Source organism: Candidatus Sulfotelmatobacter sp., from assembly GCA_036500765.1.
Taxonomy (GTDB): domain Bacteria; phylum Acidobacteriota; class Terriglobia; order Terriglobales; family Acidobacteriaceae; genus Sulfotelmatobacter.
Map to the genome: position 1 here is coordinate 61,988 of DASYBM010000009.1, position 19,652 is coordinate 81,639.

Below are 19,652 nucleotides of genomic sequence, written 5' to 3' on the forward strand. Positions count from 1 at the left end.
TCTGCTTGCGTGGATTGGGGAAAGCTTACCGAATGTAAGCGGAGGTTTTCAAGCGCGGATCGCAAACCGAGGTAACAATTCACGTACCTGCAATACACAAAACTGATAGCAGCAACCCGGCGTGGCGCTCAGCCTTCGCCAAATTCCCGGTAGCGCTCCAGCACATCGCGCTCCGTGATGACACCTTCCAGTTGGCTCAAATCGGCGCGGCTGACTACCGGCATCAGCGGCCAACGATCCACGTAGCGGAGCGCCGTCTCCAGAGGATGATCGGGATGCAACTCTGGAATCTTCCGAATCGGTAATACCGAACCGAGTGCGGATTCTCCTTTGCCCTCACCGGCGAGGACGCGTAGTTGCTGCCGGGTCACGCTGTTCCATCCGGTCGGGCTCAGGCGAACCAGGAAGTCATTCGCAGCCGATTGCTCCGCTTTCAGCAGCGCCTGGGCGACCGTCTCCTGCCCATCGAGTACGGGCCCTTCCGCCGGCCGCATGGCATCTTCCACGCGCAGGATGCCTTCTTCGCGCTGCTCCTCCATCGACGGCAACTCCAGGCCATCCTGCCGCGTGAGCAGATCGAAAATCGCAATCGGCTGAAGTCCGCGGGAAATCACATACGCGATCGTGTTGGCGAGAATCACCGGCACGATGATCGAATAATTTCCGCTCACCTCCAGCACCATGAATACCGAAGTCATCGGTGCGCGCAGAAATCCTGCGAACAGCACCCCCATCCCCACCAGCGCATAAGTCCCCGGCGAACCCGTCAGATGTGGCAAGACCGCATGTTCGGCTCCGCCCACCGCCGCGCCCAGCATTGCCCCGATAAACAATGTTGGCGCGAACATCCCCCCCGGAGTTCCGCTGACGAACGAGAGCAGCGTGGCTACGATTTTCAGTCCGGCCAGCATCGCCAGGAATTGCCAGGTAAAACGCCCATGCATGGCCTCATCCATCGCCTCGTAGCCTGCACCCATCACTTGGGGCGCGCCCAGCACCGCAATAATGCCAATGAGCAATCCCGCCATCGCCGGCTGAAAATATTGCGTCCATAACGGCAGCGCTTTGAGACGCGGGCGGAACGTCGCGATGCCCGTCGAAAATAGAACCGACGCCAGGCCTCCCACTACTCCCAGAATCGAGTATGCGATCAGCTCCGACGGACGTTCCAGTTGCACCGGGGGAATGCGAAACAAAGATTCCGATCCCAGAAACCAACGCATCACGACGACGCTCGATACTGCCGACAGCACCACCGAGCCCAGGATTCCCGCGGTCCAGCGGCCAATCACCTCTTCAATCACAAACAGCACCGCCGAGATCGGCGCATTGAACGCCGCCGCCAGCCCTGCCGCCGCGCCGACCGGAGCGATCAGCCGCATGCGGTCGCGTGACAACCGCATCTGCCGGCCCAGCACCGAAGCCAGGCACGCGCCGATCTGCAACGATGGATCTTCCGGACCCAACGAGTGCCCGGAGCCGATTGCCAGCGCCGCCGTGATGAACTTGCCCACCGCCGTGCGCACCGGAATGTGTCCGTTATAGATGTAGAGCGCAGCTTTGGTTTGGTTGACTCCGCTGCCGCGCGTGCGCGGGAAGAAATGAATCACCAGCGCCGCGATCACCAGGCCTGCCAGCGTTGGCGCCAGCAGAAGACGCGAGGGCGAGAGCACCGCTCCCGATCCCAGCAGGTAAAGCCGGCACCAGCCAATCGCAAAACGGAAGCACACCACCGCCAGCCCGGAAAAAACTCCGATGAATACCGAGAGCACAAGGAAGAAGCGGTCTTCGCGAAAAACGCTCTGCAACAGAGCTTTCGGGGAATGCCCGTTCACCGTGAGGCCGTTCGCGGTCAAGTCATCCGTCGCCAGCCCGTTCGTCGTCAGGCCGTTCGCCTGGGCTTCCAGCGGGTGCGGACTTTCGATTGCGGCGCCGGATTGTGCGTTCGTGCGCAAGTCATTCGTCAGCAAGTCTTGGGCGTTCTTTTTCAAATCCAACTTAACTACCCTCGTGCAGTCTTGCGATCAACAGCAGCGCCAGATCGGTTCCCGCCGGAGTTCCACACATGGCGCTGGTTTGGCGCTCAATCTCAAACACCAGATTCATCGCCTGCTCGACCAAGTCGGGTTTCCGTTTGAGATTCAACTCCGATATCTCGGGCTTCATTTTGGCCCAGCTATCGGCGAGGCTCGTTTGCGCCGCAGTGGGCAGTGCCGAGCCGCGCATAAGACCGCAAGATTTGAGCCGTTCGCCTGCCGTAGAAAATGCCTCGACCACAATCCGGTCGCGCTGGGCCACGGAAAGTTGCCGCCGGAAAGGATCCATATGCAGAACGAGTTCCGTCGACTTGAGCAGATCGGCACTATGTTTGTCGCTGGGATTGGCCGCTACAGCGGCCTGTAGATAGCGCTGCGCCAGAGGATAACGTCCGAGTTGGAATGCGGCGAATCCCGCCCCCGCGAGCGCTGCGCGATCTTCGCCCTCCGCCTTCAGGCTGATGCGATATGCCGCCAGCGCATGCTCATAATCCCCCACCCGCAGAAACAAATCACCGATACGTTCCTGCTGCGCTGGATCTTCCCCCACATTCTCCTGCAACGCGATCAACTCCGGTTGCGCCTGTGCCTTGGCTCCCGTCGCCAATAGCAACTCGATCAACTCCAGCCGCGCATCGCGGCGTTTCGCTTCCTGATCGCTCGGCCAGGCGGCATAGATCGCATTGTGGTAATAGCGGATCGCCTGCTGGATCTGCCCTTTTTGGGCGGCGATGCGCGCCAGGTCGAGATTCACAACCCCGTCTTCGGGCTGACGGTCCCATAGGTTGAGCAGGTAGGTCGAGGCTTCGCCGGTCCGCTTCAGGCCGATCAGGGCCTCGGCCAGATGGCGCTCATAATCGTAGTTGTCGCGGGAATACAGCAGCGCCGAGCGAAATTCCATGACTGCGGCATCATATCGGCCCGCGCTCAGGTCCCCGAGCCCACGGTTGAACCATCGGCTTCCCAGAGACTCTCGCTGCGCTTGATAAGCCCGCGATAGTCCGCTCACGCCCACGAAGAAAAGGATCGCGAGCAGCGCCAACAGCGTCAATATCACCGGCCGCTGCCGCAGATACAGCCGAACGTCTTTCGCCACTCGGTTCGATAAACCGGCGCCGATATTTTCTGCCTTCGCTTCTACCATCCCAGCATCCCCAACCATTTATCGAAACTCATGACTGACTCGAGACCTTGGGACCGGAAGCCATCCTGGCTCGCGCACATGCTCGGCATGAAAACGCAACAAGCGCGCGGCCAGAATCGAAGCTCGGCCCACATAGCCCAACACTTTGCGTTCGTCGGCACGATCGACCACCGGAAGCCGCCCGATGTCGAAGCGCAAAAGTTTGGCCGCCGCCTCTGATACCAGTTCATCCGGATAGGTCACCACAAGAAGAGTTTTGCCCGCTTCCTGCACCGTCATCGCGCCTGAAGGATCCTGGTGGAGCGCGCGCAAAATATCTCCCCGAGTGATGATGCCCGCAAGTTTGGCGGAGTCGTCGACGATGAGCAGAGCTTCATGTCGGGCCACGGCCGGATCACGCCGCGCAATCCGCTCCGCCAGGGTTCCTACCTTCGTATCCGCCGCAATCGTAGGAGCATCTTTTTCCATCGTTTCGCTCACCCTCGCCTGGGTCAGCGCATCGGCTTCGTAATCCTGATGCACCCGCAGTCCTCGGCGCGCCAGCTTTTCGGTCATGATCGAACTCGTCGGCATGAACAGCATGGCGACACCGTCCGCGATCACGGCGACCAGCATCAGCGGCAGCACCGAGTTGTAGTCCCGCGTAATCTCAAATGCGAAAATAATGAAGGAGAACGTGGCCCGCGAAGCCGCCCCAAACACCGCTCCCATCGCCACCAGGGCAAACGCTCCCGGGGAAAGATGCGCCGCCGGATACACATGATTCGTTACCATCGCGAACAGGCCGCCCATGGCCGCGCTCCACATAAATGTTGGAGCCAGCAGCCCGCCCGACGTTCCCGATCCCAGTGAAATCACCAGCGCCGCGAACTTCGCAAACATCACTACCAGCAGAACTTTCCATGCCAGACTCCCGTTGAGAATGTCTCCGATCGTGTCATACCCCACGCCGAAAACCCGTGGCACATAAAAACCAATGACGCCAAGTGCCAGCGCTCCGATCGCCGGCCACCACAATTCATCGAAGGGAAGCTTCTCGAACGAATCCTCCACCCAGTAAAGTGCCTTGCTCAGTCCAACGGCCGCTAACCCGCAGATCGGCCCGAGCAGCAGGTAGAACGGCAAAGCGTGCGGAATCCCGAAATCCAGACTTTTCCCCGAAGACTCTCCGACTGAGAACATGGGTCCGGCGCCCAGCAGTTGCATGTGGACCGCCGTCGCCAGCGTGCTCGCAATCACCAGCGGAATGAACGACCGCGACTTAAATTCGAAGAGCAGCAACTCAATCGCGAGAATGACCCCGGCGATCGGCGTGTTGAAGGTGGCAGACATTCCTGCCGCCGCGCCGCAAGCCAGCAGCACTTTCCGCTCCACCGCCGTGGTGTGCAGCAACTGCCCCACCAGCGACCCGATCGCCCCTCCAGTTTGAATGATTGGACCTTCCGCGCCGAACGGTCCGCCGGTTCCGATCGCGATCGCCGCCGAGATCGGTTTGAGAATCGCCACTTTCGGCTCGATGCGGCTGCGGTTGGTCAATACCGCTTCCATCGCTTCCGGAATTCCGTGTCCCTTGATCTTGGACGAGCCGTACTTCGCCATTACGCCCACGATCAGCCCGCCCACCACCGGAACCAGAATCACCCACGCTCCCAGTTGATGTGAGCCCACGCTCCTGAAAGTTGTCGACCAGTGATGAAAGAAAAACAGATTGGTGAACAGCCCGATCAGCTTGTAGAGCGCGTAAGCTACCAGGCCGGCCACGAGCCCGATGGCCGCCGCCAGAAAAGAAACCAGCACGATGCGAAACTGCGCCGGCATCGAGTTCGACGGGTTGGTTGCGTCTGTCATATTTTTATCTTCACTTTTTGGTGCGCAGCGCCGCACCGCGGTAAGCCCTGGTGCTCGAAAACGGGGTTCAGACCCTGAAGGACTTCGACTCTACGCTCCGCGCCGACCCTTTCCGCCTTTCCTTCTTCGGCATCAGCCGCAGCAGCGCTCCCACCAGGCCGGGGGCCGAGTTCCGCAACTCGTTATGATGATGCAGCGCGAGTTCCGCCAGCACCCGCTCGCCCTTGGGCGTAAGTTCCAGCAATACCTCGCGCCGGTCGCCCTCCGACCGCTCCCGCCGCACGTACTCTCCGCGTTCCAGCCGATTGACCAACTCCACCGCGCTATGATGCTGGATGTGCATGCGGTCGGCTAGTTCCCGAATCCGGGGCCGAACTCCCGCCGGCATTCCTTTGATCGCCAGCATGAGCTGGTATTGGCCCCGTTCCAGCCCGGCCGCTTGCACCGCCAGCTCGCTGAAGTGAAGGAATTTTCGAATTTGGAATCGAAATTCGGCCAGTGCCTGATAGTCGGACAGGGTGAGCTTCTTCATGCGGGATGTCTATCGTGCCGCGATAGTCTGGAACTATTATATCGTAGGGCGATATATGAGCGAGCTCGGCTGCTCTCCTCAGCGATCCTCCGTGTCCTCCGTGGTGAAGAAGTTTAGCCGGCGGCGCATCGGCGCCTGCTCTAGCCTCCATCCCAGGCCTCCGTATAGAATCCTTAGTCCGCAATTCCGCCGCACGCACAGGAGTGCCAGTGATCCCGCGCTACACCCGCCCGGAGATGGCCCGCATCTGGAGCGACGAAAACCGCTTCCGCACCTGGCTGGCCGTTGAAGTCGCCGCCACCGAGACGCTCGCCGCAGTCGGCCTCGTCCCCAGGGACGCCGCCCGCGCCATTCGCGAGCGCGCCGACTTCCGCGTCGAGCGCATTCACCAGATCGAAGCCGAAGTGCGCCACGACGTTATCGCCTTCACCACCGCCGTCGCAGAAATCGTCGGCCCACACGCCCGTTGGTTTCACTACGGCCTGACCTCCAACGATGTCGTCGATACCGCGCAGGCTCTGCTGATTCGACAAGCTTCCGATGTTATAAAAAAAGACCTCGCACATCTGGCCGAAGTCCTGGAGCGCCGCGCCTGGGAGTTCAAAGACACGGCCATGGTCGGCCGCACCCACGGCATCCACGCCGAGCCCATCACCTTCGGCTTCAAGATCGCCAACTGGTATTCCGAGACGCAGCGTAACCTCGCGCGCTTCCTCGCCGCTGCCGAAGACATGCGCGTAGGAAAATTCTCCGGAGCGGTCGGAATCTTCGCCCACCTCACACCGGAACTCGAAGAGAAAATCTGCGCCCGCCTGGGACTGAGACCGGCCGCCGTTTCTTCGCAGGTCATCCAGCGCGACCGTCACGCCCACTATCTGGGAACCCTCGCCGTAATAGCCTCCACGCTCGACAAGATCGCCACCGAAATTCGCCACCTTCAGCGCACCGAAGTCCGCGAGGCGGAGGAGTTCTTCAGCGAAAAGCAAAAGGGATCGTCAGCCATGCCGCATAAGCGCAATCCCGTGACCAGCGAGCAGATCAGCGGCCTCGCCCGCGTCGTCCGCAGCAACGCGCAGGCCGGATACGAAAACGTTGCCCTCTGGCACGAACGCGACATCTCGCACTCCTCCGCCGAGCGCATCATCCTGCCCGACTCGACCACGCTCGTCGACTATCTCCTTACCAAAACGGCCAACCTGATCGACACCATGTTCGTCTATCCCGAACGCATGCGCGCCAATCTCGACAGCACGCGCGGCCTTATCTTCAGCGGGCAGTTGCTGCTCGACCTGGTCGAGCACGGCGTGAGCCGCGAAGACGCCTACCGCCTGGTGCAATCCCACGCCATGCGCGCCTGGAAAGAGAACTTGGACTTCCATGAACTCGTCCTCGCCGACAAAGAAATCACCGCCAAAATTCCGCGCCGGCAAATCGAACGCGCCTTCAACCTGCAACGCCAACTGAAAAATGTTGATAAGATTTTCGTCCGCGTCTTCGGCAAGAAGACGTCTTCTGCGAGAAAGAAAAAGAAATAAAAGCGGGTGCCCCACTTGTCGCTTTCAGTTGAGAGAAGTGGATTTTACCCTGGGCACTCATCACTTCGTTCGGACGGATGAGGCGTCCGCCTCTCCACACTACTTCTTCTGCAATGCCAGCACGCGCGCCGAGATCGCTCCATTTTTCAGCATCCCGCCAATAATCAGCGGGCCCAGCGGCGTCGACACGATTCCCCGGCCGTCGGTGCGGACGTCAAACGTGTCCTCTGAGATCGTCTCCCACTTGCCTCCGTGCAATTCAAACGCAAACGTCACCGGGGAAAGCTCCGCCAGTTTGCCGTCATAGTCCAGGCCCTTAAAGTTGTGCACAGTGGCCGTGCCTCCCGAGAACAGAATCCTGTGCTCGTGTTCCCAGGCGCCGGCAACGATGCCGAACCGCCCCGGTCCGGGATGCGCCGAAATTTTGCTCCACGCAATTTTGTTCGGATCTTTCTTTTCGATCTTTCCTATCCAGCATTCGTCCGACACCACGTAGCGGTTTCCCCCGGCAGGATCTTTCTTCGCGCCATCGACATAAACGATGGCGTCATCGATCAAACCGCCGGCATGACCAAAAACCGCACTGCCCGGAAGCGGCGTCGCCTGGCTCCAGGTATTCTTCTCGACGTCGTAGGCCTGTACGTTATTCACCGGCCCGTTCTTCGACCGTCCGCCGACCAGATAAATATAGCGGTCGTGATTCAGACCGATGACCGCGTTGTCCACGGGCACCGGTATATCGGCGGCGCGATACCAACGTTGCTCTTGGGGCAGGAAGGAGTTCACGTCGGCTACGGTGATTTCATTTCCCTGCGCGTCCACGACATAACCGCCGAATACGAAAATCTGGCCGCGGGCGCCGATCGCCGACGCGCCCAAGCGGCCGGCCACTCCGGGCACGGGCCGGCCTTCAGTCCACTTCCCCGACTTGAAGCGGAGCAGGTACATCTTGTTGGTAATGTCATCCCAGGTCTTCTTGGGGCCGACTCCCATCATCGAATAGACTTCGATTCCATTCTTCAGCGATGCCACGGCATTGCTCGAAACTGCGACCGGCATCGGAGGAAATTTCGGTTGATCGGCCGCCAGGAGGAATACGGCGCACAGCACCAGCAAGAAGAAGACAGAAAGTTTTTTCATTGCTGAAATATTACGTCTTGGGCGAAAAAAAAGAACTAGCCAACTTCCCTGGGCGCACTCTATTTCTTTAAGGCGGCAGTGAAGTTCGTCATAACGGTAACGGATGGGCTGACCTGTTGCGCAACCAGATCGAGAAGGATTTTTTGCCCGTCGGGCGCGACATCGTAAACGCCGGGCGTAGAACTCTTCGCATCGGAGGCGATGGACTGAGCAGCGCCAAACTGTAGCCCCTCATTCGCTTCCTTTACCGGCACGGCCATAATCGAGCGGTTGGCCTGGTGAGCGTAGTAGAGTTCTTTGCCATCCCGGCTCCACTGCGGTGCAGTGCCGCCGTTGGTTGAAACCTGCCATTTGCCCTCGCCGCCGTGAAAGGCCACTACGTACACTTCCAGATTTCCAGATTCTTTCGAGGTGTACGCAAGCCAGCGGCCATCGGGGGAGAGGCGTGCCTCGTAGGCGATGGATTTCTCAGCCCGCGGAACCACAAGCCATGGCTTATGGTCTCCCTGAAGTGGGAGCGCCCAAATTTCATAATCCAATATGCCTACATGGCCACGCGCATAGATAAGATACTTTCCATCCTGCGACCAATCGCTGCCCACCTGGTCATGGTCATCGCTATGCAGGAGTTCCGCTGCGCCGCTTCCATCGGAAGGTTTGCGGTAGAGCTTTGTGTCGTTGTTTTTTTCGATGGAGGAATACGCGATCCACTTGCCGTCGGGCGACCAGACGGGATTCGAATTCTGAATGGGTCCAAAGGTAAGTCTCGTCTGGACTCCGCGGACCACATCGAGCACCCAGATGTCGTGTGCACCGATACCATTATCAATCTCAAGCGCAATGCGATCCCCCTGTGGCGATAGCTTTGCAGCCGTTACATTGGCCATTTTGCCGGCCACGGTGCCGATCTGTTTTCCATTGCGATCCACCCAAACCAGTTGCTCGTCGCCAGTTCCGCCACTGCCAAAAATCAGCAGGCCGTTGGTGGAGGCAGAAACGTCAATGTGCCAGGTAGAAAGATCCTCGATCACGCTGCTGGCCAGGCTTTGTGCTTCTCCACTCAGCGTTCCGTTGGCGGGATCGAAGGGCTGTGCCATCAACTGGCCGCTGCGAACAAACAAGAGAAATCCGTTGCTGTAAACCGCGTTCGATCGAGATTGAAACAGCAAGCGATCCGCGCTTCCATCCACCGACGCGTAGTGCACGGCATCACTGGCGGGGTCATTGATATTGATCGCGAGGTAGAGAAAGTGCTTTCCATCCGGAAGAATGAAAGGCCAGCGATGCGAGGAGACACTCGGCGCATCATTCTTGGTCACGGCCACCGCAGTCCCGCCGCTGGAACTGACGCGCATAATCGGAGCGGGCGTCTGCGGAGAGAACAGAATTATTCCGCCCGGGCCCCATGAACCTCCGCGGCCGAACCGCGCGTCGCATACCGTGAACGTCGATCCGCTATTGACGTTGATTGTCTTCAGTTTATCTTCCGCGAAGAAACCCAGCGAACGGCTGTCCCACGACCAAAAAGGAAAAGTCGCGGTATCGGTACCGGCAAGCACATGCGCCTCCGGTGCGTTCAAAGGACGAACCCAGATTGCGTTGTTTCCGTCAGCACCGACGGCCACAAAGGCCAGCGATGAGCCATCGGGCGACAACACCGGTGGTCCCGCGAAATCGCCAATGAGACTCAGGGTCGCGTTCGCAGGCGGATTGATCGCAGCGCGGATCGGCGGCGCTGTCTGGGACGGGTGGTAGAGCCACATGGCCGCGACCGCACCAAGAACAATCGCGGCCACCACGGCAGCTGACCAAATAAGACGCTCGCGCCGATGCCCACTAGGGAGCGCCACCGCGGCCGCGGCCTTTCGCCCCGCCTGTTCAACCGCGATCCCTTGCAGACTCAGCTTCAGGTCGTGCGCGGTCTGTATGCGCTCGTCGGGATCTTTTTCCAGGCAATTGCGAATGAGCTGGTCCAATGCCAGTGGCATATCGGGCCGAAGTGTTGTGACCGCAGGCGGGTCAAAGGCTAGAATCTGCCCCACGATGCTGGCCTGCGTCTTCCCTTCGAAGGCACGTTTGCCGGCGGCCATCTCGAACACCATGAGCCCAAACGCGAAAATATCGGATCGCGCGTCAGCTTCGTTCCCCTGGATTTGCTCAGGCGACATGTACTGCACGGTCCCGATCACGGTCCCAGCGGCAGAAAGTGGCGATACAGGACTCGGAGTCGGGATAGTCTGCGTCAGCGCCGCCGCCACCACGGAAGCAGAGCTGCCGCTGCCGTCGCTCGTCGCGACCGTAGCTCCCAGCGGCTTGGCGAGACCAAAGTCGAGAAGCTTGGCGCCTGACTTGGTCAACATCACGTTGCCCGGTTTCAGGTCGCGGTGCACTACTCCGGCACGGTGTGCTTTTTCAAGTGCGTCGGCGATCTCGGTTGCAATTTTCAGCAACTGCTCCATCGCCAGGCGTCCCTTCTTCAAACGATCGGCCAGCGACTCGCCTTCCAGGAACTCCATCACTAGAAAGTCTGCGCCCTCGTGATGACCGACGTCGTGCAGCACGCAGATGTGGGCATGCTGAAGCTGCGAGATGATTTTGGCCTCCCGTTCGAAGCGGGCTCGCAGCTCCGTGTTGGCGGCAAGTTTCGAGTTCAAGACTTTGATGGCTACGGTACGATCGAGTCGAGAGTCCTTCGCTCGATACACCTCGCCCATGCCGCCTGCGCCCAGCGGCGATTGGATTTCATATGGACCGAGTTTCGTCCCGGAAGTGAGCGCCATTCGTTCGAGCATTATAGCCTTGCGCAGAACACTGCCACGTATGCGCCGATACCAGGCTCCCAGACCGGAAGTATTCCGGGTGGGCACCAAGTGACCAGTATTGACTACTCGTCAAATCGCGACTTCTCCAGGATTACGGGTTAACCGGAAGTTATTCTGAGCCAGAAGTGCGCTTCTGGGAAGCTAGAGATTCCCATCACCAGCTAAACTAGCGGTCCGTTTGTATTACTTCACCAGCCCCTGCCGCACGCCATGAATAAAGTCGGTATAGGCCGGCGTTTGTCCGCTGGCGCGCATGTGCGTGGCAATCTGCCCGCGATGATAGGCGGAATGTAGAACCACATGGGTCAAGACGTCGACAATTGTGCTGGTCCACGCTTCGCCTTTGCTGTTCTTGTAGCTGATCGACTGCGAGACATCCCCGGCGGTGATGAGATCGAGAAATTCGAGCCATAAATGGCCCAATTCGGCCGCCAGTGCCTCACACTGCGCCAGGTCCGCCTCCGGCCATACCGGCATACTCTGCGGTTGCTGCTTCAAGCGATCGAGCCATAGCCGCTCGGCGGCCAGAATGTGCGACACGAGTTGCAGCGACAGTTTATTTGCGGACTGGTTCTCGCCGCCCGCGCTTCGGATCGCGTTCAACACTTCCCGGTTCGCCCATTCATCATAGGCAAACTGGCGCCGCAGATAATCAGCCAGATTCACGAAACCGCCTCCGTTGCATGCGTACCGCTAGCACCAATGTATTCCCAGCCTCCGCTCGAGGCAATGTGCTCGGGCTTCATGCGATGTTGTAATGATCCTTTCACATTTCGGGAATAAAATGATGACATCCCGATGCCACGCAAAGCGACAGCCCCCCGAAATGCCGGGTCGCGAAATCTCGAGCCGCAAAATCCTGCAACGCGAAATGCCGTAGCCGAAGCGAACGAGCCCAGCGCTCGATCGCATATAGCCAAGGCTGTGCCCGTCTCGAAGGGCGGCTCGGACGATTTGATGCGCCTCTCGCTGAAAGCCTGCCTGATCGCCCGCGACGCTGCGTTCAACGTCCGCGACTTGCTCACCCATCATTCGCGCATGGCTTTTCTCGCCATTAAAGACTGCGAAAAGGAACTCGACCTGATCGAGCGTCAAATCGACGAGCGCTTGCCCGCGGCCATTACTCGCGTAAATGAGGGGCGTGCCCGCCAGTTGCTATCGAGCCTGAAGTCCACGACCGACCTGGAGCGCATCGGCGACCTGGTAATGAGCGTGGCACTGCGGATGCAGTCCCGCACCTCCAAGATGGCTGCCTCCGACGTGCGGCAGTTGGTAGAAATGTCGGCGGTGCTGCGAGAAATGCTCGACCTGATTCATCAGGGCTTCTCCAACCTCGACCTCGAATGCGCCCGCAAGGTGCTGCAAATGGATAAAGAGATCGACCGCGTCTGCCACACCCTGTTCCAGAAGCATCTGGCGGGATCCGTAGCGCAAGGCGAAAACACGGGCTTCGATGTGTTGCTGATGGCGCAGGCCCTGGAGCGTGCCGGTGACCACACCACCAACCTGGCCGAGGATCTCTACAGCCTGATCGAAGGCCGCAGCCTGCGGCACATGCCGAAGAAGAAAGCCGCGAACTAATGGAGCCCCGGACGCCCTCGTCCGGGTTGCGCGCGAAGCGCGAAATCGACGCGCAACTTTTACACCGGAGCCTATTTACGGCGGACGCCGTGGCACACGTCGCTTCGCTCCGCGGGACGGACGAGAGCCTGCCCTGAGCGAAGTCGAAGGGCCTCCGTCCTTCCACAATCTCCCACGCAAATTCATCGTTCGTTAACACCCTAGCAACATTCGCGCAACATTCCCCCCATACAGTCGTGGGTGTCTCCCGCTTCGCGAAGTTCTGTGACTTCGTGGGATGCCCTGAATTCCAAATGCAACAACCAGCAGAATTCCATGAAAAAACTGGGAATCCCGGCGGCACTTCGCCTTTCCGTCCCGTCATTTTTGTCGTCGAGGATGACGAGGATATTGCCCGCCTAATCTCTCACAATCTACAAGCGGCTGGGTTCGAGGTGCAGAGTTTTGTGAGCGGCGCCTCGGTACTCACCGAAGCCGCGCGGGAAATGCCCGCCCTGTTTCTGCTCGATGTGATGTTGCCCGGCACCGATGGCTTCGAACTCTGCCGGCACATCCGCCAGACCCCGATCCTTTCCGCGACTCCCATCATCTTTCTTACCGCCAAAACCGCGGAAGCCGACCGCGTCAAGGGACTGGAACTGGGCGGCGACGACTACATCACCAAGCCTTTCAGCCCGCGCGAACTCGTTGCCCGCATTCGCAGCGTATTGCGCGGATTGGGGAATGTTCCCGCACCGGGCGAGGTGCTGCGATTGCGCGACCTGGAAATAGACGTTTCCTCCATGACCGTACAAATGCAGGGTCGCAACGTCATGACTACGGTACGGGAGTTCCGCCTGCTCGAATATCTTGCAACCCACCGCGGCCGCGTCCTGACCCGCGACCAACTGCTCGACGCCGTGTGGAAGGAAACCCCGTTCGTCACGCCGCGATCCATCGATGTCTACATTCGCCGCCTGCGCGAAAAGATTGAGCTTGACCCCCGCCATCCCCAATATTTAAAGACCCTGCGCGGCATCGGCTACCGCTTCGAAGTGCCCAAATAGAGTGGACTGAGTCGGCCACTGTTAGAATGCGCCCATGGCCGGACGCGCGGCGAGGATCACATCCCGCATTGTCTTTTTTGTTTGCGCTCTGATCTCACTCGTCACTGTTTACCCCTATGCGCTGCTGCGCGGCGCCGAACTGCCAGTGCAGAGCGAATGGGTGATTTTTGTAGTAGCGCTGTCAGTGGTGGGCTTTTTCAGCTTGGCTATGGCGGTGTCGCCCCGTTCGTGGATTGCGAAAGTCTGCAATAAAAACCGGGACGACGCGCGCCTGTATTCAGCGCCCCTCAAGCTGCTTGGCGGCTTCGCGGCAATTTTCTATCTCGCGGCGCTCGTGGCTTATTTCGCTCCGCACGCCTGGAATCTCAATCCTCAACTCATGCTTGCGCTGTGCCCGATGTATTTCGTGAAGATGACGATCGATCCCTCACCCCTCTCGATCTTCCTTTTGCTGGCTCCCATGAACGCCGCGGTGTACGGTGCACTCGGAGTCACATTGGGATACGCGGTGCTAGCTTTTCGCGCACGCGCTTAACAAGGAGGCTACACCTGTCTTGATACGAATTTTATCGGTCGAATACGCTACCCTCATAGGAACGCGATTCCTCGCCATTCACTCTTTTCATCCCACGCTCCGCTCCTGTCGTTTATTCTGTCGTACATTCCGAAATGGCTCCCCATAAACCCAAACCGCTCTGGCAAGCCGACGATCAGCACGCACGGCTTTCAGAACTCATTGCTCATTCCGACGAGACCGCGAAAGATAACCCGCTGCGTCGCGACGTTCGTTCGCTGGGTGCGATTCTCGGCCAAGTGCTGGTCGAGCAGTCAGGTCAGGAGGTCTTCGAATCCGTAGAAGCATTACGAAAGCTACTGATCGCGCATCGCGAGACAACCCGCCGCACTCCGGAGGAGCCCGCTTCTGCCACACTCATGCTCCAGGCACAAGGGATTGTCTCCCGCATGGACTTGACTCGCGCCTACCAGGTCACCAAAGCATTCGCCACCTATTTTGAACTCACCAACCTTGCTGAGACCAATCATCGCCGACGCCGTCGCCGCGCTGGAAAGCTTGACCGCGAACATCCGCCGCTCCCGGGTTCATTTCGCGGAACGCTGCTCCGCCTGAAAGAAGCAGGCATTTCAGCTCAGGCTGCGCTCGCCGCTGTCGGCCAGATCGCCATCACTCCCGTCTTTACGGCGCATCCCACCGAAGTCGCCCGTCAGACGGTGCTGCTAAAGCGCCGCCGCGTCGCCAAAGAATTGGAGCGCCTCGACCGACTTCCGCTCACCGCCGAGGAAGCCGAAGACTGCGAGAACAGCATCCGCGCCGAGGTCACTTCGCTGTGGCAGACCGATGAAGTGCGCTTGGCCAAGCCTACGGTCGACGACGAGATTCGTATCGGCCTGCGCTATTTTCGACTCTCGCTCTTCGATGCTCTGCCAAAAATCTATGCCGAGATCGTCGAGTCCTTCCGCGAAGTTTATGCACTCGAACTCGACGAAGCCGCCCTGCCCAGCCTCATCCACTTCGGCTCCTGGATCGGCGGCGACCGCGACGGCAACCCGCTGGTCAAGCCGGACTGCATTCGCGACGCGCTCGACATGGCGCGGGGCGTGATCCTTCGCGAGTATCTCCACGACGTGGAATCCTTAAGCGATCGCCTTAGTTCTTCGCGCCGTCAAACCGGCGTATCGGAAGAATTACTCGCGCGCTTGAAGCAATACGAGCGGACGATTGCCGGCGTGCACCTGGCGTGGGGACCGCACAACACGACAGAAAGTTATCGCCGCTTTCTCTCGTACATGTTTCACAAGTTACAGCAGAGCCGCGAGGCCGCGGACTCCCCTGCCTCCTACCGCAATGCCGCCGAGTTTATGGACGATCTTCTGCTCGTCGAGAGCAGTCTTGAATCCAATCGCGGAGAGCGGCTGGCGCGAACCTACGTCGGTTCCCTCCTGCGCAAGGTGCGCACCTTCGGATTTCATCTGCACACGCTCGACATTCGCCAGCATGCTCAGGTGCATAAGCGCGCGCTAGAAGAGCTTGGACCTCACCCCGAGCGCAGCACCAACTCTGCCGAAAGCCGCGAGTTGCTCGATACTTTTCGCACCATCGCAAAACTAAAACGCACGCATCCCGCTCACTCCATCCGCCACTACATCGTCAGCGGCGCGGAATCAGCCGACGATGTGCTGGCCGTTATTCGTCTCGCAAACATCGGCGGAGTTCAGGTCGCTGGATCCCCCGACGATCCCGGCCTCATGCCGGTGCCGCTGTTCGAATCCATTGAGTCGCTGCGTGCCGCCGGCGGTGTCATGCGCCAACTCTGGAGCCATCCCGGGTATCAACCCCTGCTTGATTCCTGGGGACGCTGGCAGGAAATCATGCTCGGATACTCCGATTCCAACAAAGACGGCGGCATGCTGACCAGCACGTGGGAACTCTACAAAACTCATCGCGAATTGCATCAGGCGGCCAAAAAACATGGGGTGAAACTTCGCCTTTTTCACGGCCGCGGTGGCACCGTCGGCCGCGGCGGCGGTCCAACTCACGCCGCCATCCTGGCGCAGCCGCCCGGCTGTTTCTCCGGACAGATTCGCATCACCGAGCAAGGCGAAGTTCTCAACTGGAAATATGCCGACTCGATTCTGGCCGAGTGGAATCTAGAGCTGATGATAGCGGCGAGTCTCGAAACTTTAACGCTGCGTGGAGAACAGCAGGGGCAAGATTCTGCGCGCTGGGAAGAGGCTATCGAAGAGATGTCGCAGGAAGCTTATCGCATCTATCGCCGCGAGATCGCCGACAGCCCCGACGTCCTCGCATACTTCGAGCAGGCTACTCCGGTCAACGAACTGGATACGGCCCGCATCGGATCGCGCCCGTCGCGCCGCAGCCAGGGTCGCAAGCTTGAGGATCTGCGCGCCATCCCGTGGGTCTTCGGCTGGATGCAGAGTCGGCATGCCGTCCCTGCGTGGTTCGGCGTCGGCTATGCTCTCGAACAATTCGCGAAAGGCGGTCCCGGCCACGAGCAGCTTCTGCGCCAGATCGCCCGCGGCTTTCCTGTATTCTCGGAAGTGCTCCGCAACGTGGAACTGGGCATGGCAAAAGCCGATCTCGAAATCGCCCGCGATTACTCCGGGCTGGTCAAAGATGCGGCGCTGCGCAAACGAGTCTTCTCCATGCTCGAGGAAGAATTCCTGCGCTCGCGACGTATGATTCTCCGCGTGACCGGCCAGCGCGAACTCTTGGCCCGCAATCGCGTGCTGGCCCGCTCGATTCGCCTGCGCAACCCTTACGTCGACCCCATGAGCCTGATCCAGGTAGAACTCCTCCGCCGCAAACAAAGCGGACAACAAAGCGTTGACCTGGAATACCCCTTGGGCGCCACCATCAATGGGATCGCCGCCGGCCTGCACAACACGGGATAAACTCATGTGGCGACGGACGCATTCGTCCGTCCAGCGAAGGCGAAGCCCGCGCCCCAGGATACGATCTAAGCCCAGAAACAAGCTACCGGTTAATATCCTCCTTAGCCTGCAGCTTCTTCACATATCCCTCCAGATTCGCCTTATTCGAATCCGGCGCCCCCACGAGCGACAACTTCACTTCCTTCACCGCATTGTCAAAATCTCCCTGCGCGCTGTACACGCGGGCCATGCCCATGTGCGAAGTCCAATAGTCCGGATACTTCTTGGCCGTCGACCGGAACACCGCCAGCGCCTCATCCTGCTTCTTCTGCCCCTGCAACTGCCGCGCATAAAAATAAAGTTGCAGCGGACTCGCGATACCCAGCGCCTTGTTGCGCGCCGCGTCGGCGTCCGGAGCGCGTCCCATCGCCTCCAGAATGCGCGACTTGTTCATCACGTTGTCATAACGCTCTTCCGACTGGATCGACTGCTCCTCATCCTTCAGCGCCTCGTCCAGATTGATTTTGTTGGCCAAGAAATACCCAGCCGCATCGTCCCAACCTTCCCAGTAATATTGATTGAGCCCGTGCAACTGCCGATGAATACTAGCGGTTACCAAGTCGTTTACGTTGACCGTAACTTTGAACGGCACCGCGACTTTATCCCAGCGCATGGTCAAGACAGCCGAGTTCGGCTTCAGATCATCGAAATCGTAGGTCAGCGCATCGTGCGCCTCCGCCGGTTGCGGCTTCACATTGACCCGCAGCGCGTCTTCTTCCTGCTTGTAGGTAAAGCTTCCCCACGATGTCGAATTCTTTGAAAAGATCACGGTCCACTGGTTCTCGCCCGGAATCATATGCAGTCCATACGTTCCCTTATCGAGCGCCTGTCCTTCAATCGTGACCGGATCGCTGAACGTAATCGTCGTATTCTCATTCGCGCCCGCGCGCCACACCTGGCCGTAAGGCGCAAGCTTGCCCCAGACCTGCCGCCCGTTCGCCAGCGGCCGATGATAGTTGAGCGTGATATCGGTGATGCCGATGCGCTGCGTGATCACCGCATGCTGGCTCGCTCGCGGCAGATCGAGCATCAAAGTTTCGCCGGTGGCCGTTTGCGCCTGAGCGAGACTCGCGGATAACAAAACAGCGGACAACAAGGCAAGCAGACAAACGCTTCGGTAGTGATATCGCATAGAAACTCCTTTTGCGGCTGAGATTGAACAGCCGAGAGGTCACAACAGAATTGGGAGAACAGAAGTTGAGCACGGCGTCTTCATTCTCGTGTGATGGCTTGGACGCGCGTCCGCTCCCAAAGTAAGCACGCAGATTTATGGAGGAGCGGACGCCTCGTCCGCCCCGCGAAGCGTGCGACCGCCGAAAGCCCTAGTGAAGCCGTTGATCGCCGATTGCGCGCTTCGCGCGCAACCAGAGTCGCCGGTTCCCTCACTCCCCTTGACAAACTTCTCGGTGTGGAGGCAGAATCTTTATAGGCGAATAAAAAGCGAATAAGCCTCCGGCGGCTCCAGCCCTCGGCGTGTTCCCTGAAATCTTCCGAGGAATCTTATGTCTTCCGCAGTGGTTTCCACTTCGGCGGCCCAAGGCCGCCCTTTTCTCTTTGATGCTGAACCCAACTCTCATATGGGGACAGCCGCCCCTTCGACAAGCTCAGGGCAGGCTCTCGGCTGTCCAGTCGAGCGCAGCTCGACCGCCCGCCGTGACCATATCCTTCAATCAACAATCATCGGGGGGAAAATCCCTCCCGCCAGCATTACCCCAGCCTCGCAACTCCACCACTGTCCCGCGCCAGAGATGGCCCCCAGCGGCATCCCCGCCATCGACGCCCTGACCGGCGGCCTGCCCCGCGGGTGCCTCACCGAAATCTACGGCCCGTCCTCTTCGGGCCGCACCACCTTATTCCTGGCCGCTCTCGCCGCCGCCACCCGCCGCGGAGAATTCTGCGTCGTCGTCGATGCCAGCGACGCCCTCGACCCCCACTCCGTAGCAGCCGCCGGCGTAGAACTCGATCGCCTGCTCTGGATACGCTGCGACGGCGATTCACAGAAAGAAAATTCACCACGGAGACGCCGAGATACTGAGAAAACAAGCGTTCCGCAAGATCGAATTGAATCCCGGAACATGAATCAATCCGAACATCGCCTCGAACAAGTCCTGCGCGCTACCGATCTGCTTCTCGAAAGCGGCGGTTTCGGCCTCATAGTTCTGGATCTCGGCGACCTGCCTTCGCAAGCCGCACGCCGCATCCCTCTGACCACATGGTTCCGCTTCCGCCGCGCCATCGAGAACAAACCCACGATCCTGCTCGCGATCGAGCAGTTCCCTATCGCCGGAAGTTGCTCTTCGTTGCTGCTCCAATTGGGGCTGCCGAGCGTGGAAAAAAATAATCTTTCACGTCCCACCCACGCGCAACTCCTCACCGGCCTAAACATCTCCGCCGAATTAGTTCGCTCTCGCCTGGACCGCAAACCGGCACGCTCCATCACCTTCGCCACCAAAACCGCATGGGCCGGATGAAAACGATGAAACCAATTACTCAATTA

General features: G+C 59.4%; 14 protein-coding genes. 6 read left to right on the top strand and 8 right to left on the bottom strand.

Annotated features, from left to right (window positions below):
• Window positions 1-128: 128 nt before the first annotated feature.
• The 4 genes from VGM18_12490 to VGM18_12505 form a co-directional block, all read right to left on the bottom strand.
• Window positions 129-1,997 (bottom strand): chloride channel protein, encoded by a 1,869-nt coding sequence (locus tag VGM18_12490; GenBank protein HEY3973816.1) that lies wholly within the window; start codon window positions 1,995-1,997, stop codon window positions 129-131.
• Between the two features lies 1 nt (window position 1,998).
• Window positions 1,999-3,180: a tetratricopeptide repeat protein gene (locus VGM18_12495; protein HEY3973817.1), complete on the bottom strand. Its 1,182-nt coding sequence runs from the start codon at window positions 3,178-3,180 to the stop codon at window positions 1,999-2,001.
• An 18-nt stretch (window positions 3,181-3,198) separates the two neighbouring features.
• A complete protein-coding gene (locus VGM18_12500; GenBank protein ID HEY3973818.1) occupies window positions 3,199-5,028 on the bottom strand; it encodes a chloride channel protein in 1,830 nt (609 codons plus the stop codon).
• A gap of 67 nt (window positions 5,029-5,095) precedes the next feature.
• A complete protein-coding gene (locus tag VGM18_12505) occupies window positions 5,096-5,560 on the bottom strand; it encodes a MarR family transcriptional regulator (protein HEY3973819.1) in 465 nt (154 codons plus the stop codon).
• A gap of 209 nt (window positions 5,561-5,769) precedes the next feature.
• Between VGM18_12505 and purB the strand changes: the two genes are divergently transcribed.
• Window positions 5,770-7,095, top strand: a complete 1,326-nt coding sequence (gene purB / locus VGM18_12510; protein HEY3973820.1) for an adenylosuccinate lyase — start codon at window positions 5,770-5,772, stop codon at window positions 7,093-7,095.
• Window positions 7,096-7,194: 99 nt separating this feature from the next.
• On the opposite strand, the gene VGM18_12515 is transcribed toward purB, so the two are convergent.
• The 3 genes from VGM18_12515 to VGM18_12525 form a co-directional block, all read right to left on the bottom strand.
• Complete coding sequence (locus tag VGM18_12515; protein HEY3973821.1) at window positions 7,195-8,235, bottom strand: kelch repeat-containing protein; 1,041 nt, start codon at window positions 8,233-8,235, stop codon at window positions 7,195-7,197.
• Between the two features lie 59 nt (window positions 8,236-8,294).
• A complete protein-coding gene (locus VGM18_12520; protein ID HEY3973822.1) occupies window positions 8,295-11,027 on the bottom strand; it encodes a protein kinase in 2,733 nt (910 codons plus the stop codon).
• Between the two features lie 213 nt (window positions 11,028-11,240).
• Window positions 11,241-11,723, bottom strand: coding sequence for a DinB family protein (locus tag VGM18_12525; protein HEY3973823.1), 483 nt, complete (start codon window positions 11,721-11,723; stop codon window positions 11,241-11,243).
• A 258-nt stretch (window positions 11,724-11,981) separates the two neighbouring features.
• Between VGM18_12525 and VGM18_12530 the strand changes: the two genes are divergently transcribed.
• From VGM18_12530 to VGM18_12545, 4 genes are all read left to right on the top strand, one after another.
• Window positions 11,982-12,638: a PhoU domain-containing protein gene (locus VGM18_12530; GenBank protein ID HEY3973824.1), complete on the top strand. Its 657-nt coding sequence runs from the start codon at window positions 11,982-11,984 to the stop codon at window positions 12,636-12,638.
• 293 nt (window positions 12,639-12,931) lie between these two features.
• Window positions 12,932-13,684 (top strand): response regulator transcription factor, encoded by a 753-nt coding sequence (locus VGM18_12535; protein ID HEY3973825.1) that lies wholly within the window; start codon window positions 12,932-12,934, stop codon window positions 13,682-13,684.
• Window positions 13,685-13,718: 34 nt separating this feature from the next.
• Entirely contained in the window at window positions 13,719-14,219 is a 501-nt protein-coding gene (locus VGM18_12540) for a hypothetical protein (GenBank protein HEY3973826.1), read from the top strand.
• A gap of 134 nt (window positions 14,220-14,353) precedes the next feature.
• On the top strand, window positions 14,354-17,116 hold the full coding sequence (locus VGM18_12545; GenBank protein HEY3973827.1) for a phosphoenolpyruvate carboxylase: 2,763 nt from the start codon (window positions 14,354-14,356) through the stop codon (window positions 17,114-17,116).
• An 82-nt stretch (window positions 17,117-17,198) separates the two neighbouring features.
• Here the strand turns inward: VGM18_12545 and VGM18_12550 are convergent, their stop codons facing one another.
• Window positions 17,199-18,287, bottom strand: a complete 1,089-nt coding sequence (locus VGM18_12550) for a DUF2911 domain-containing protein (protein HEY3973828.1) — start codon at window positions 18,285-18,287, stop codon at window positions 17,199-17,201.
• Between the two features lie 370 nt (window positions 18,288-18,657).
• Between VGM18_12550 and VGM18_12555 the strand changes: the two genes are divergently transcribed.
• Window positions 18,658-19,626 (top strand): hypothetical protein, encoded by a 969-nt coding sequence (locus VGM18_12555; protein ID HEY3973829.1) that lies wholly within the window; start codon window positions 18,658-18,660, stop codon window positions 19,624-19,626.
• Window positions 19,627-19,652: the final 26 nt, after the last annotated feature.

Coding starts and splice junctions, on each gene's coding strand:
- VGM18_12495 (HEY3973817.1), bottom strand. CDS start 3,180: ATGGTAGAAGCGAAGGCAGAAAATATCGGCGCCGGTTTATCGAACCGA.
- VGM18_12500 (HEY3973818.1), bottom strand. CDS start 5,028: ATGACAGACGCAACCAACCCGTCGAACTCGATGCCGGCGCAGTTTCGC.
- VGM18_12505 (HEY3973819.1), bottom strand. CDS start 5,560: ATGAAGAAGCTCACCCTGTCCGACTATCAGGCACTGGCCGAATTTCGA.
- VGM18_12515 (HEY3973821.1), bottom strand. CDS start 8,235: ATGAAAAAACTTTCTGTCTTCTTCTTGCTGGTGCTGTGCGCCGTATTC.
- VGM18_12520 (HEY3973822.1), bottom strand. CDS start 11,027: ATGCTCGAACGAATGGCGCTCACTTCCGGGACGAAACTCGGTCCATAT.
- VGM18_12535 (HEY3973825.1), top strand. CDS start 12,932: ATGCAACAACCAGCAGAATTCCATGAAAAAACTGGGAATCCCGGCGGC.
- VGM18_12540 (HEY3973826.1), top strand. CDS start 13,719: ATGGCCGGACGCGCGGCGAGGATCACATCCCGCATTGTCTTTTTTGTT.
- VGM18_12545 (HEY3973827.1), top strand. CDS start 14,354: ATGGCTCCCCATAAACCCAAACCGCTCTGGCAAGCCGACGATCAGCAC.
- VGM18_12550 (HEY3973828.1), bottom strand. CDS start 18,287: ATGCGATATCACTACCGAAGCGTTTGTCTGCTTGCCTTGTTGTCCGCT.
- VGM18_12555 (HEY3973829.1), top strand. CDS start 18,658: ATGTCTTCCGCAGTGGTTTCCACTTCGGCGGCCCAAGGCCGCCCTTTT.